Origin of the sequence: uncultured Veillonella sp. (assembly GCF_934230905.1) — a bacterium.
In the GTDB taxonomy this organism is placed as follows: domain Bacteria; phylum Bacillota; class Negativicutes; order Veillonellales; family Veillonellaceae; genus Veillonella.
The window spans coordinates 1-14692 of the sequence record NZ_CAKQFJ010000023.1 but is presented as its reverse complement, the minus strand read 5'-3'; the positions used below and the strand labels follow the sequence as shown (position 1 = coordinate 14692).

At 39.1% G+C, this 14692-nt stretch carries 15 protein-coding genes and 1 tRNA gene; 5 read left to right on the top strand and 11 right to left on the bottom strand.

The genetic code is table 11. The features are described 5' to 3' along the window. Positions 1–135: 135 nt before the first annotated feature. The 7 genes from Q0E20_RS07140 to Q0E20_RS07110 all read right to left on the bottom strand — a co-directional run bounded on the left by Q0E20_RS07140 (position 136) and on the right by Q0E20_RS07110 (position 6952). A complete protein-coding gene (locus tag Q0E20_RS07140) occupies positions 136–435 on the bottom strand; it encodes a YerC/YecD family TrpR-related protein (RefSeq protein WP_295998332.1) in 300 nt (99 codons plus the stop codon). Between the two features lie 8 nt (positions 436–443). Next, positions 444–1097: a methionine ABC transporter permease gene (locus tag Q0E20_RS07135; RefSeq protein ID WP_295998329.1), complete on the bottom strand. Its 654-nt coding sequence runs from the start codon at positions 1095–1097 to the stop codon at positions 444–446. Then, on the bottom strand, positions 1078–2124 hold the full coding sequence (locus Q0E20_RS07130) for a methionine ABC transporter ATP-binding protein (RefSeq protein WP_295998326.1): 1047 nt from the start codon (positions 2122–2124) through the stop codon (positions 1078–1080). Before Q0E20_RS07130 ends, Q0E20_RS07135 begins: the two co-directional genes overlap by 20 nt. A 78-nt stretch (positions 2125–2202) precedes the next feature. Further along, positions 2203–3060, bottom strand: a complete 858-nt coding sequence (locus Q0E20_RS07125; protein WP_295998322.1) for an aminotransferase class IV — start codon at positions 3058–3060, stop codon at positions 2203–2205. 207 nt (positions 3061–3267) lie between these two features. Further along, complete coding sequence (locus Q0E20_RS07120; RefSeq protein WP_295998319.1) at positions 3268–4383, bottom strand: acyltransferase; 1116 nt, start codon at positions 4381–4383, stop codon at positions 3268–3270. 6 nt (positions 4384–4389) lie between these two features. Beyond that, positions 4390–6183 (bottom strand): DUF4127 family protein, encoded by a 1794-nt coding sequence (locus tag Q0E20_RS07115; RefSeq protein WP_295998316.1) that lies wholly within the window; start codon positions 6181–6183, stop codon positions 4390–4392. 142 nt (positions 6184–6325) lie between these two features. Further along, entirely contained in the window at positions 6326–6952 is a 627-nt protein-coding gene (locus Q0E20_RS07110) for a trimeric intracellular cation channel family protein (protein WP_295998312.1), read from the bottom strand. Between the two features lie 105 nt (positions 6953–7057). Between Q0E20_RS07110 and tadA the strand changes: the two genes are divergently transcribed. The 3 genes from tadA to Q0E20_RS07095 all read left to right on the top strand — a co-directional run bounded on the left by tadA (position 7058) and on the right by Q0E20_RS07095 (position 8929). Next, a complete protein-coding gene (gene tadA, locus Q0E20_RS07105; RefSeq protein ID WP_295998383.1) occupies positions 7058–7606 on the top strand; it encodes a tRNA adenosine(34) deaminase TadA in 549 nt (182 codons plus the stop codon). Beyond that, positions 7560–7650 (top strand) — tRNA-Ser (locus Q0E20_RS07100). The genes tadA and Q0E20_RS07100 overlap by 47 nt, the downstream gene beginning before the upstream one ends. Positions 7651–7741: 91 nt before the next feature. Next, positions 7742–8929, top strand: coding sequence for an MFS transporter (locus tag Q0E20_RS07095; RefSeq protein ID WP_295998309.1), 1188 nt, complete (start codon positions 7742–7744; stop codon positions 8927–8929). 86 nt (positions 8930–9015) lie between these two features. On the opposite strand, the gene Q0E20_RS07090 is transcribed toward Q0E20_RS07095, so the two are convergent. The 4 genes from Q0E20_RS07090 to Q0E20_RS07075 form a co-directional block, all read right to left on the bottom strand. Further along, on the bottom strand, positions 9016–10263 hold the full coding sequence (locus Q0E20_RS07090; protein WP_295998306.1) for a serine dehydratase subunit alpha family protein: 1248 nt from the start codon (positions 10261–10263) through the stop codon (positions 9016–9018). 1 nt (position 10264) lies between these two features. Next, complete coding sequence (locus Q0E20_RS07085; RefSeq protein WP_295998303.1) at positions 10265–10636, bottom strand: RidA family protein; 372 nt, start codon at positions 10634–10636, stop codon at positions 10265–10267. Positions 10637–10744: 108 nt separating this feature from the next. Next, entirely contained in the window at positions 10745–11569 is an 825-nt protein-coding gene (locus tag Q0E20_RS07080) for a hypothetical protein (RefSeq protein WP_295998301.1), read from the bottom strand. After that, complete coding sequence (locus Q0E20_RS07075; protein ID WP_295998298.1) at positions 11569–12513, bottom strand: glutamyl-tRNA amidotransferase; 945 nt, start codon at positions 12511–12513, stop codon at positions 11569–11571. The genes Q0E20_RS07080 and Q0E20_RS07075 overlap by 1 nt, the downstream gene beginning before the upstream one ends. 206 nt (positions 12514–12719) lie before the next feature. Between Q0E20_RS07075 and Q0E20_RS07070 the strand changes: the two genes are divergently transcribed. Both Q0E20_RS07070 and Q0E20_RS07065 read left to right on the top strand, forming a co-directional pair. Next, positions 12720–13616 (top strand): prenyltransferase, encoded by an 897-nt coding sequence (locus tag Q0E20_RS07070; RefSeq protein ID WP_295998295.1) that lies wholly within the window; start codon positions 12720–12722, stop codon positions 13614–13616. A gap of 239 nt (positions 13617–13855) precedes the next feature. Beyond that, positions 13856–14677, top strand: coding sequence for a MetQ/NlpA family ABC transporter substrate-binding protein (locus Q0E20_RS07065; RefSeq protein WP_295998292.1), 822 nt, complete (start codon positions 13856–13858; stop codon positions 14675–14677). Positions 14678–14692 lie beyond the last annotated feature (15 nt).

Here is a 14692-nt window from a genome sequence, read left to right as displayed (position 1 = left end):
CTCCCATATCTCACACATTACATGTATAGTATCATTTTACCATTCGTGTAGGTAAAAACAATAGTGCTAAAGACAAAACAACGGTGACCATCAGCCACCGTTGTAAGAATTTGTTCTATTACGAATATATTAAATTTATTTTGCGTCTGCTAATCGATCTAATACTACTGTATAACCATCGGCCCCATACACAAGACATCGTTTCACACGACTAATGGTAGCTGTACTAGCACCCGTTTCTTCAACAATTGTTTCATAACTATCACCAGCACGTAGCATCTTAGCCACTTGTAACCGTTGTGATAACGCTTTTAGTTCGTTAACAGTACAAATATCCTCAAAAAATGCATAGCATTCTTCTACATTTTGAAGTTGTAATATACCTTCAAAAAGCTCGTCATGTTGAGCACTTCTCAATTTTTCATTGACGCTCATAACGCCTCCTACTTCTTATTCATTGCTTTAGACAAGCCATCGCCAATCATTTGGATAACTTGAACCATAATGATAAGAATAATGATTGTAGCGAGCATAATATCCCCTTGGAAACGTTGGTAACCATAGCGAATAGCAATATCACCAAGGCCACCACCACCGATAGCACCAGCCATAGCGGAATAGCCAATCAAATTAACGATAAGCACAGTGACATTATCAATCAGCGTTGGTAAAGCTTCTGGCAATAAAACTTTACGGATAATTTGGAATGGGCTTGCCCCCATCGATTGAGCTGCTTCAATAACACCAAATTGAATATCCTTAATAGATGTTTCAACTAAACGTGCCAAAAATGGAATAGCCGCTAACGTCAAAGGTACACAAGCTGCTGTAGTACCAATGGAAGTTCCAACAACCATACGCGTAAACGGAATGATAGCTACCATTAAGATGATAAATGGAATAGAACGTGTGGCATTAACAATGGCACCAAGAACTTTATTAAGTGCGGTATTCTCTAAAATATGCCCTTTAGATGTTACCACCAATACAACACCGAGTGGAATACCAATAATCATTGCCATGATTGTAGAAATAACAGTCATTTGCAATGTATCTAAGGTACCGGTTAGCAATAATTTAACGACTTGCTCTGACATAACCGATCACCTCGCTTTCAATTGGTAATGTTCTAATGTAATCTAGACCCTCTTTAGCTTTCATTGGATCGCCATTTAAAACAACGATGAGGCGACCGACACTAGTATTTTGAATATAGTCAATCCCACCAAATAAGATACTTACATCTAGGTCGAAACGACGAACCAAACCTGCTACAACAGGCTCATCGGTAGCTTGTCCTGTAAATTTTAATTTTACAAGTGGTGACGTACCTGCAATCCAATCATCATATAATTCAAGATGCTCGAGGGCTTCTTGTGGTAGGTTATCACTTACTACAGAACCAACAAAATCTTTTGTTGTCGGTTTCTTCGGATTTGTAAATACCTCAACAGTACTACCTTCTTCTAAGATGACGCCCCCCTCAATAACTGCCACGCGATCACAAATCTCACGAATAACATGCATTTCATGGGTAATGAGCACAATGGTAAGTCCCATTCGTTCATTGATATCTTTCAATAATTTTAAGATAGATTCTGTCGTTTGTGGATCCAATGCAGATGTGGCTTCATCGCATAACAATACCTTAGGATTAGATGCTAATGCACGAGCAATACCAACGCGTTGCTTTTGACCACCAGATAATTGAGACGGGTAATTATTTACCCGTTCAGATAAACCTACGATATCAAGAATCGGTGTGATTCGTTCCTTGATTTCTGATTTGCTCAACCCTTGCAATTCCAATGGAAACGCCACATTGTCATAAACAGTGCGTGATGATAAAAGATTAAAATGTTGGAAAATCATACCAATGTGTTTACGTGCTTTACGCAATTCACTAGCACTCAATTTCGTCAAATCTGTGCCGTCTACGATAACAGAACCCGATGTAGGGGCTTCCAGCATATTGATGCAACGAATCAATGTAGATTTACCAGCCCCTGATTGACCGATAATGCCGTAGATTTGCCCCTTCTCAATAGTGAGGCTAATATCCTTCAGCGCTTCTACACGATTAGCACCTTCATAGACCTTGCTAATGTGTTCTAATGTAATCAAAATATGTCCTTTCTTTATGAAAGCTCCCCTTAGTAGCCACTATAGTTACAGAATACCAATATCTATAGTCAAACTAGATTAAGCTAAGCCTTCTTCCATTAATTTCTCTAGACCATGACGTAATTTCATAGTCACTGTACCTGGTTTTCCATCAGCTACAGGATTTCTGTCGAGTTTGATAATCGGAATAACGCCACCAATTGTATCGGTAAAGAATAGTTCATCTGCGTCATCAACAAAAGCGCGATCAAATTCTTTTTCAATAGCAGTAACGCCCAAAGATGGTGCCACCCGAGTAATAATCATTTGGCGTGTAATACCTTTTAAAATATGATTATCCGCTGGATGTGTATACAGAATGCCATCTTTTACGGCAAATACATTTGATGTAGCCCCTTCGGTACAAATGCCATCACGGAAGAACATTGCTGTATAAGCAAATTTCTTTTCCGCCTTAGTTTGAGCCAAAATATTAGGAATCAAATTCGTAGTTTTAATATCTACATGGTCCCACCGTTCATCAGGCAACGCTATGGCCTTAACACCAGTTTCCACCTTATTCACCTCATCCATATCAAGAGCGTGAATAGACATGAGCATTTGTGGCTCTAATTTAGACCGGTCATATGCATGATGACGTGGCGCTACACCACGAGAAATTTGTAAATAAATATACCCCTCTTTGATTTCACTTTGTTCAATCAAAATTTCGTGAAGTTCTGTTAAATCATCAGGTGTCATTTTTACAGGAATATCCATTTCACGCATGGATCGATATAGACGATCTTGATGATAGGATAATGCAAAACAACGACCCTTTGTAACACGTACAACTTCATATACAGAATCACCAAATAAGTAACCGCGGTCATCAATACTAATAACCTTTGCACCGGGTTCAACAAATTCACCGTTAAAATATGTTAATTCTTGCATAAGAGCACCTCATTTTCCTTGTTGTAACTCTAATCAGTATGATTGTATTATAGCACAATCACCTATCAATTTTCACACTTTACACTGTGAAAGTTTTCATTTTAGTCATGAAAAAATCCGCTCCATACCGATAACTATAAGTTATGGTAAGAGCGGATTATACTCTAATGATTTATATCGCTGACCTAATGAGCCACTATCCATTAACTAATTACCAAGAATATATTTTCGAATTGGTTTTGGTATTTGCTTTAACCCTACTGTAGTTAAATAAGATAGTCCTACAGCCATCACATACAGCAATACTACATGAGGCACTGTAAATAACAAATTGTACTTAGCCATTATACCGGTCATAATCAACAACCAAAACGGATGCGCTAAGTAAATACCGTATGAGGTATCCCCAATTTGTGACCAGAATGCCTCCATCGTATTGTTGAGGGGCATCACTTGGAATAGAAATAAGCTAAACAATGTACCCAATGCCGTATAGAATACACCCATTGGACTCAACTGATGTACCGTGTAAATCGCTTCGAGCACCGTATAATGCCATACGTCCATTACATAATAATAAGCACCTAACATGGAAAGGACAGATAGAATAGCACAAACAGCCAAAATATATCGATATCGCCACATATACTCTTTTACCTGTTCATATCTCTCAGCTACTACAGCGCCAAAGAGGAATATCCATATATAATGAATCACCCAATAGTTAAGGCGCATATCAAAAAGATATTTTATAGCCGGAGAGTCGCTAAAGTTCTGCGTGACCCATGCCCCCAATCGATAGGAAGATATAAAATCAACACCTAATTGAATGATAAATAAGCTAAGGAGCCAAGGGATGGGCGCTTTCAAAATCAATCGTACCATCATACGCCATACAGGCATCATCACATAGAACCACACTAATATAACCATGAAATATAAATGGTACATGCTGTTACCAAATAAAAGATTCACGACTAATAGCCCTGGGTGAAGATTTCCAAAATTGTGCGCCGTTGTCCCCGTATAGACAAGATAAAACAGGGACCACACAATGTACGGATAAAACACCACTTGAAAGCGTCGTTTCATAAAATCCTTGTAGCTAAATGAATCATGTACCGATGTATGGTAAAACAGACCAAACGCTGACAAAAAGAAGAATGCGGGCACTGCAAAGCGAGATAAGATTTCCAATACGCTAATAAGTTGTAAATTAACAAATGGATTTTGTAATGCGTAAGAACCAACATGAATACCAATAACTCCAAGCATACAAAGACCACGCATATAGGTTATTTCAGGCAAAAACGATCGTTTCATAGGCGCCTATTGTTGTGGCACAATGGCCGGTGTAGGAACAATACGAGGTGAAGTCGCCGCTTGATGTACTACCGTTGTCGCAGTTACAGCTGGTGTAGCCTGAGTCGTTGTAGTTGGCGCAGCAGCTGGAGCTGGTTGCGATTGGCCATTAGCTTGTGCAGCCGCAGCTGCTGCAGCTTCGGCCTGTCTCTTCGCCTCTTCTTCACGTTGCATACGAATTTCTTTTTGAAGTGGTACTACTGGTTTATCATAAACGGTAATATCCGTTTCAAACAAACGGCCCCATGGGAATGTAGCCTTAACGGTACGTGGATCTATCTTCAAATAAGTTTCACTGAAATCTTGTACACGTTCTTGTAAATACTCTTCTAATTTTGAATTCAAATCACCAGAGTAGCGTACATTGTCGGTACGAATGGAATCTTGCATACGATAAATGTCTTTGCGGATATTGGCTTGGTATGCCCAATTATCTAAGTATTGTTGTGTCAACATATCTCGATGACCTTCTGGAGACATAGATTGTAACAATAAGCCTTGTGCAATAGCATACCCTACCGTGTTACTAGCTGTATTCCAACCATTGTAAGCACCGATTTTATAGAGTAAATCGCGTTTGTATAAAGCACCTAACAAGGTATTATCAGAGCCGTTATTATATGCAATATCAGCAATACTTACATTTACACCTTGCTCTGTAGCTTGTTGAATACGATCTACAAAGGCATTCGTAGCTTGTGAAATCATTGGGAAATTACCAAAGGTTTCGGACTCAGATGTGCTTGTCGAAAGAGGTGTATTAACAGCGAGAAGGACAGTTGGTTTTCCAGCTGTTGTCATAGTGCCACCTACAGCCTCTACGTGTTCCGCAATCGTCTTATCAATGGTTTGATCTTCGTAACCTGGCAAGGTTTTACCAGCACCACCGAGCGGATAAATCACGGAGAACGTCGGTTTTTCTGCACTACCATCCGTACGAGAACGAGCCATTAACAACAAACCAAGTTGATCTGCCCCAGGGAAGCTACCATATTGGGTACGTGGAATGCCTTTGGAGTACTGATTTAAATAACGCCCTTCCAAAGCGGATTGAGATAATTGAGATGTGTCATCATGCCCCAATGCAAAGTATGAAAATACACCATTACGAGCTTCATCAATCAAATCCTTGTTTACTTGCATATTTTTTTGACGGCGAGAGAACCAATCTTGTAAATATTCAATTGGCACAGAAGCTTGCAAGCTCATCAATTTTTGCGTTTCTGCTTGTGTTAATGTGCCCTCATCCAATTTATCTTGTAATGCAGCAATTTGGAATATAGTTGGACCATAGTCTGCATAGTAGGATGGTTCAGTGCCACCTCCACTAGCGCGCGGAGAACGCATGACAGTACCAAAACCATAAATGCGTGTATTTTTATGATTGGCCTTAAGAGATTCAATACGTTTCAATCGACTTTCCAATGTACTCAATGGCAAATTATGCTTACGCGAATCTACAAGACCACCATAGATTAAGGTATCTGTACTTAATACCATAACATCAGCTCTACCTGCATTTTGTTCTACCCAATTCCAAATTTGATCGGCTTGGCCTTTATAGGTTTTACCAGAAATCAAATTTTGTGGTGGTGTTAATACCGTCATACCTGCAGCCTTAGCAGTATCAACTGTATATTGTAAACTTACAGGGCGATCATCTTGCGGAACATATAATACAGTTTCCGCATCAACTTGAATGGATGTACCTGTAGCAATAGCCGTAACCATTAAAGCTACCTTCAACCATTTTTTAGACATACGTTAAACTCCTTCATTAAGTACGAACGTGCGTACCATTTCACAATTATTGCAAGGGATACAATCATTTTAAAAAGTAACTAATATTACAATTATATCACTTAGTCATAATTTGGCAAATATATCGCATAAAACCAATTTATCATCTGACGCGCGGTAAACTCCAGTGATATTTAATCGCTAGTAAGCGAATGACGAGAACGATAGTGAAAGCACCATATACGGCCTGCCCCATCCAATCGCTAATGACTAAAAGATAATATGCTATACCTCCAATAATACTAGGCAATGCATATACGTCTTCTTTCAGTACAGAAGGCACTCGCTGTGCCAACATATCGCGTAAAATACCACCACCTACAGCAGTAATCGTACCTAATAAAACAATAAATATAGGCAATTCTGGATATAATGTATACCCAGCGGAAGCACCAGTTACAGTAAAGGATGCCAAGCCTAGAGCATCAGCAAACAAATAGCTAGCACGACTACGAGGTCCCATTATGTTACGATGATAGCGACTATTATAAATCACAAATACGATGAACGTTACCACAAGAACAACGATAACGTACACTACATTACGAAGTGAGTTTGGCGGGAAATAACCTAATAGTACATCACGAATCACACCACCCCCAATAGCGGTAGCCAATGCAAGTACTGCCATGCCAAAAATATCCATCTTACGTGACACCCCTACGAGGGCCCCTGATACGGCAAATGCGACGGTGCCAATCATATCAAACATATACCAAATAATATCCATACAAGCCTCACACAAACAACTGATATAACGATTAAATCTATTCGCAAAAATATGACTAAATATGATAGACTCTATGTAAGATATTATACATTAAGAGGTGCGATAATGACAAAAGACCATATACTATCACCCGAACTAAATACGATGGACGAACATAGTCGTGACGAATACTTTATGAAACTTGCCATCGAAGAAGGAAAAAAGGCTTATGCCCTTGGCGAGATTCCAATTGGTGCTATTTTAGTCCACAATAATCAAATCATTTCACGTCACCATAACCGCCGGGAACTCGATCATGATGCAACAGCTCACGCCGAGGTGCTCGTTATTCGTGAAGCGTGTAATAGCCTAAATCGCTGGCGGTTGACTGGATGCACCCTGTATGTTACGATAGAGCCGTGTCCAATGTGCGCAGGAGCCATTATTAACAGCCGTATTGACCGCGTTGTATATGGTGCTAGCGACTACAAAGGAGGCGCTGTAGAATCACTGTTTAATGTATTATCTCATCCGGGATTAAATCATGAACCACAATTACAAGCAGGCATCCTCGCTGATGAATGTAGCCAATTGATGAAAGATTTTTTTAAAGAGCGTCGTAAAGCACGGAGGAGTACCCAAGAGGCTGAAGGGTCCGCACTCGAAATGCGGTAGGTCGGGCAACCGGCGCGGGGGTTCAAATCCCTCCTCCTCTGCCATTCTTTTGAATAACAATAGAGATACAATAGATAAACCTAGATACATCCAATACGGATGTTATCTAGGTTTTATTTTTCAAAGAGGTCTACTATGCAAAAATATTATCCCTATCTCATTACGCTGAGTCACATGATTAACGACGCGTGCCAAAGTGTATTACCTGCATTATTACCACTGTTTATCTATACATATGGGCTGTCCTTGGAGCAAGCGGGTTTTCTTATCTTAGCGAATACAGCATTATCGTCATTACTCCAGCCATTGCTAGGGTATATTTCAGACAAGCTCAATCAACCACGCCTCATCGCGGCAGGCACTCTATTATCCGCATGTAGTATGGGGATGATGGGTTTTGTTTCATCTTATGAAAGTCTCCTTGTATGCGCTACATTAGCAGGTGTAGGCTCTTCCATATTCCATCCTGAAGGAGCAAAAATTATGAATCGCCTCGGAGGTGGAAAAAAAGGGAAGGCTATGGGAACCTTTGCCATCGGCGGTAGTTCAGGTTTTGCTTTTGGCCCTCTATTTGCAGGTGCCATCGCCTATACAGTAGGTGCACATGGTCTAGCAGCTTTCACAGTAGTCGGCATTATTATATCTACCATTCTATTCATGCTCATGCCTCGTATCGTAGCTCATGCACGGACTATCGATCAAGCCGTTGCCACTGAAAATTCTACGGTAACCGCTAAACCACTCAAAAATTATTGGAAATATTTTGGTATATTATTCATTATCATCTTAAGCCAATCAGTTAATTTCCGTGTTATTAATGCGTTTATCCCTATCTTCTGGACCCATGAACTAGGTACTAGTCCAGAACAAGGTAGTTTTGCATTAACCATATTTTTTAGTATCGGTATCTTTATGACCTATATTGGTGGATTATTAGGCGACAAATACGGCCCTATCAACATCATTAGACTCTCCCTACTAATTTGGTTGCCAGCCATGTTCCTATTAACTCAAGTACCTCAGTTTTCCATATCCATTATGATGCCACTAGCCTATTTAATTTTGCTTATGATTGGTGCTGCAAAAGCCATCAGTTACAGCCCTGTGATTGTACTGGGACAAACATACCTAGCTAAAAGTATAGGATTTGCCTCCGGTATAACCCTCGGTGTAAGTCAAACAATCGGTGGTATCATCGCACCAATTGTAGGAAATTTAGCAGATACCTACTCTCTACCTTTAGCCATGATGACACTGGTCCCATTCCTAATTGTGGGGCTAGGCGCTTCATTGCTATTAAAGGATCCTAAAAAATTACAATAATATTAGAAAAACAGCGTTATGACCAAGCTAGTCATAACGCTGTTTTCTTATTTCTAGGACAAAATATTGTCCACATATAGAACCAATTAATGTTTTAACATTTCATTCAAAATAACCACATCGGTTTCTTTCATGCCTTGTGCAACGACACCGATACTTTTGATCGTATCATCAACAGAGTGTGCCACAAGGCCATCACCCTTTTGATAGCTTTTATTAAGACGAGCTTGTTTATAGCCCATAAAAGCGCCATCTAAAGAGATGGCAATTTTACCAGCACAAGATGGTTTCGCCCCATCACATACGATACCAGATAGACTAACAAGACCATTTACAAGTGTATCTTCGATAATATCTTTGCTATCACCTTTCAAAAAGGCTATACCAGCCACACTTACAATACCAGCTGACACAACGCCACAGTATGCAGAAAGTTTACCAATGCCGGATTTAACATACAGTGTTAACAAATTAGCAAATACAAGAGCACGATATAGGTCATCATCACTTTTACCCAGTTCTTCCGCCGTTGTAATAATCGGCATGGATACGGTCAAGCCTTGATTACCAGAACCAGAGCAGATAACAACAGGTAACGGACACCCACTCATACGCGCATCAGATCCAGCTGCAGCACGAGCTTTACACTTAGTTTCCAAAGATGGTATCTCGTCATCGAGAAGTAATAATCGACCAATATTGGCTCCATAATCATTGGACAAGCCTTCATTAGAAATAGCCGTATTGTATTCTACCTGTTGTTTAATACTAGGTAAAATACCGGAAATATCCCCTGTTTTTGCAAATTCGTAAATGCTATCAAACGTCATTGGATATGTACTGTTTTCAGCCTGACGAATATCGCTAACTGTTTCATCCACTATTTCATCGTCTACAGATACATAAGTAATATTTGTGTGTGCATGTTCTATACGCACTACTGCTCTATGTTCATCTGTTGTTGCAGTAATTTCAATATAGAGATTATCTACACCTTCCGCTAGTTCTACAGTGCAAAAGCCGGAATCTAATAACATACCTAACCACTTACGATCTTCATCAGTAGCAGACTCAAGTACCTCTAGTTCTCGTTCAGGATGACCTACAATAGCACCCAGTATAGCTGCCGCCGCCAATCCTTTGCGACCACCAGAGTTAGGAATAACCACGGATTTTACATTCTTTATAATATTCGCACTGCATCGTGCATAAATATGATTTGGAAACTCATCCAATACGGATGCCGCCTTAGCAGCTGCATAAGCCAACGCAATTGGCTCTGTACATCCAAAAGCGGGGCGCATCTCTTTCTGTAATAATGAAATATAATCCATATTATACTTCCGCAATAATTTCCACTTCTACTGCTACGCCCAATGGAAGATCTTTTACAGCCACGCAAGAGCGAGCTGGTTTAGATGTGAAATACTTTGCATATACTTCGTTAAATGGTTTGAAGTCATTGATATCAGCTAAGAAGCAAGTTGTTTTAATAACCTTAGAGAAATCAGAACCAGCTTCTGCTAATACAGCTTCAATATTTTTACATACTTGTTCCGTTTGTGCTTCAATACCACCTTCTACTACAGAACCTGTAGCAGGATTAATCGCTACTTGACCAGAGGCAAACAAAAAACCACCGGAAACCTTAGCTTGGGAATATGGGCCTACTGCTGCAGGCGCTTTATCTGTGTGAATTGTTTTCATAATATGACTCCTTTAAACAATACATATATTATTTATTTAAATTATATATTACTATCTAAATTATATATTACTATCTAAATTATACATTAATATCGATTTTTTTCAATGTTATTTAATTGAACTAAAAGCTTCCGTGAAGATTGGCATAAAATATTGACGTTGTACATCGCTAGTTAATGCCAAGAATGCTGTTGGTTTTTGTGGATTCATCACGAGAGCAACCTTCACATAATAAGGAAATTTAATACCTCCTGCGTCAACTAATACACGCGAGCCCACTGTATATGTTTGATACTTAGTGTGATTCATTTTTTCCATCAATTCTGTATTTTCTACAGTAATTGTAGTAGGTGTTTTACTATCACTAACAAACCCAACAGCAGCACTGTAATCTTTACCAGCACTTACATATATAGAACCAGGAATATTTTTATCTGGCAATGTAAATGTTTTAGATTCTTTTGGTAACAGATTATTAACCGTAGTCAACATGAGCTGCTCTGTAATCGGATCCAATTCACCGTTATTGAGTATCGCTAATACAGGAAGGACAGACGTATTAGCCTTAGGATTATCAAACAAAGCATTAGCCGCCGTTTTTAGATCTACAGCCACCAATAATGCATCTTTTTGACCAGTTTTATCCTCTCCTTGTAATTGATACACATCATAAGAAATACCCATTTGGTTTAATGCAGACAATGCTTCATCATTACTTTGACGTGTACTTTTTTTCGTAGTTGGTTTCGCATTATCCTTGATAAGCAAATCCTTAATAATGTCCACAGAATCTGTATTAGATGCGGTTGCCACCGTAACGGCATTAGGAACAGACATTGTCCCTGCTAATGTTTTTACATCCTTTGCGCCCGCAAAACTAGTCACAGCACCCACTAAACATGCTGCTAATACAAGAGTTTTTAAAGGTTTCATTATTTATTTCCTCCCTTTAGGCTTTTTAACCTATATATGGATTCTAATTGTCCTGTCCAGTAATCACGACTTGTATCTTCGGTGGCTAAAATTTGTAGTGTAAGCCCTTCATTTTGTGGTATGTCATACATAGTTAAGGCACCTGGCAATACAAAGCCATCATAACGTAAGCTGCCGCGCATATTCATACTTGCCATAGTACCAAATTTAGATGTATACGGTTTAGATGATATTTCTGTGGCATCCAAGGTAAAGTTAGGAATGACTTTCTTAAAAAGATCTACCCCCTCTTGAATGCTTTCCCTATCCCTTTGTGATAATGATGCATCTTGCATAGTACTTTGTTGTATTGTTTTAATCATATCCCGATGCATGGTAGCATTTAGGTTTGCAATTTGAGGTTCTAACATCTTGCGATCAAGCGTAACTATGGCCATTTTAGAAATAAATGCCTCTGCATTAGATTTTGTGTAAGGCTCGCTAACAGATTGTGCTTTCACTTGTTTATCAGCCATTGCTGCATTAACAATTTGAGTAGTTATACGATTAAGATAATTAATCGCCTCTTTATTTATATTATACGTAAGCAGCCACCCCGTATGGTGACCTAATGCACTATCGCCAGACAATTGATATAAACTATATCCGTCTACAACAGTACCTTTAAATTCTTCTTTTACTATTGGATAGGATGTTTTTATACGGTCATTCATAGATTTTACAACTCGTTCATTAGCAGTTTGAATCACCTTATTTTGTTCCATTGTTCTGAAAGTAGGATTCGTTGGAATCGTGTCTATAGCTGTTGCATGTACACCATTATCAGTGGTAGCGTACTGACCATAACCTAAATCAATTGTATCGGCACAAGCCACAGCTGCCATACCTGCGGTTAAACAAGTAGCACACGCTAGTGTCATTACCTTTTTACTCCACGCCTTCATAGTCTCACCTCGTGAACATATAATCACTATAATTATATTGATAACTTTAATTTAAGAATTTTAAATATACATATAATATTATACTATATGATTATACCTACATGATAGGGCTCTAAAATTTACATTTCCCCTAATGTACTATACAATACTTAGTGATAAGAAAACGTATTTTTAGCAGAAAGGAGCTGGCATTTCGCCACACTATCATGATACAAGAATTAATTCCACTTACTAGGCCTCGCACATTGGCCGCTGCACTAGGGCCAACCATCTTAGGCGCCGCATTTAGTTATTACGCTTTTGGTGCACTTCATGGCACAGGGCTCGCTATATTCCATACAATTCTTATTTTTTTGGCTGTCGTATCGGCTCAAATCATCGCCAATTTATGGAATGAATTGAAAGATTTTAAATCCGGCCTTGATGCAGGACAAAAAATTGGTAACGCCGGATCCCTTACACGTGGTGCAATAACGCCGAAACTCATCTCCACCATGATTAAGGTTCTTATGATTGTACCTATCATTATCGGCCTATACCTATCATCCACCATTACATGGTGGTACATTCCAGCCGGTATTATCTGTATTTTAATTAGTTTTTTGTATTCAGGTGGCCCAAAGCCGATTTCCCGCACACCATTTGGGGAAATCTCATCCGGCATCGCCATGGGTTTCGCCATCGTCCTCATTACAGGCTATGCGTGGACTCGTGAGCTTTCATTAGCATTCTTAATTCCTGCCCTCCCAGCCACATTATTGGTGGGCTCCATTATGCTTACCAACAATATTCGAGATATTCGAAACGATGAAAAACACGGTCGTCACACATTACCAATTATATTAGGCCGAGACCGCGCCATCAGCCTTATGAGCATCGCCTATATCTTTAACTTTATCTGGATTGGTGCATGGATCTATTTGAAAGTTTTACCAATTCCAGCATTACTCACATTAATAGCCATTATTCCAGCATTTAAAACCATCAAAACATTCTACACTCAGGTTGACGAAATCAAATTAGATAAAGCCATGGGTACTACCGCTGGTGCTGCTATATTATACCAATTACTATTAGGTATAGGGCTCATTATAGGTAAGTAAAAAAAGAAGATAAGCCATCCTAAATTACGACTTTGACCCTGCGGAGGCTGAAGGCCGGAGACAGACCCGGCCGGTGGAGTTATTTAGGGTGGCTTATCTTTTACATTTACGTATAATGAGCCCTATAACTTTTAGTTATGGATAACAACTTATAATACATAGTTGCGAAATAGGAAATAATTTAGTACTATAAACTTATTGAATTGCATTTAATTTTCTCGAAAAAGGAGAGTGTTTGTATGAACAAATTTTTAGCATTAGCGGCTACTGTTGTTCTAGGTGGTGCGCTATTAATTGCAGGTTGCGGTAACGATACTAATAAGGCAGCTAGCAGCGGTGATAAACAAGTTTTAAAAATTGGGGCTACTGCAGTACCACACGCTGAAATTCTAGAGCAAGTAAAACCAATCTTAGCAAAAGATAATATTGATTTACAAATCACTGAATTCACTGATTATAATACACCTAACCTTGCATTGGGTGATAAAGAAATCGATGCGAACTTCTTCCAACATACTCCATACATGGATGAATTCGCAAAAGCTCATAACCTTCCTCTAGTATCTGCTGGTGGTGTTCATCTCGAACCAATGGGTCTATATTCCCGTCAAATCAAAGATTTAAAAGATCTTCCTAAGGGTGCTAAAATTGCTATTCCTAATGACCCTACAAATGGTGGTCGTGCATTATTGTTATTACAAAAAGCAGGTCTTATCACATTAAAAGATTCTAACAATATCTTATCTACAGTACAAGATATCGCTTCTAACCCTAATGATTACCAATTTGTAGAATTAGAAGCAGCTCAAGTGCCTCGTTCCATCGACGACGTTGCACTAGCAGCTATCAACACAAACTTTGCATTGAACGCAGGTCTTAACCCTGGTAAAGATGCATTGTTCATCGAATCTAATGATTCCCCTTACGTAAATATCGTAACTGTTCTTAAAGGCAATGAAAACGACCCTCGTATCAAAAAATTGATGGAAGCTCTTCATAGCCCTGAAATCAAAAAATTCATTCAAGATAAATACCAAGGTGCAATTGTTCCTGCATTCTAACTAAAAAAGCTAGCC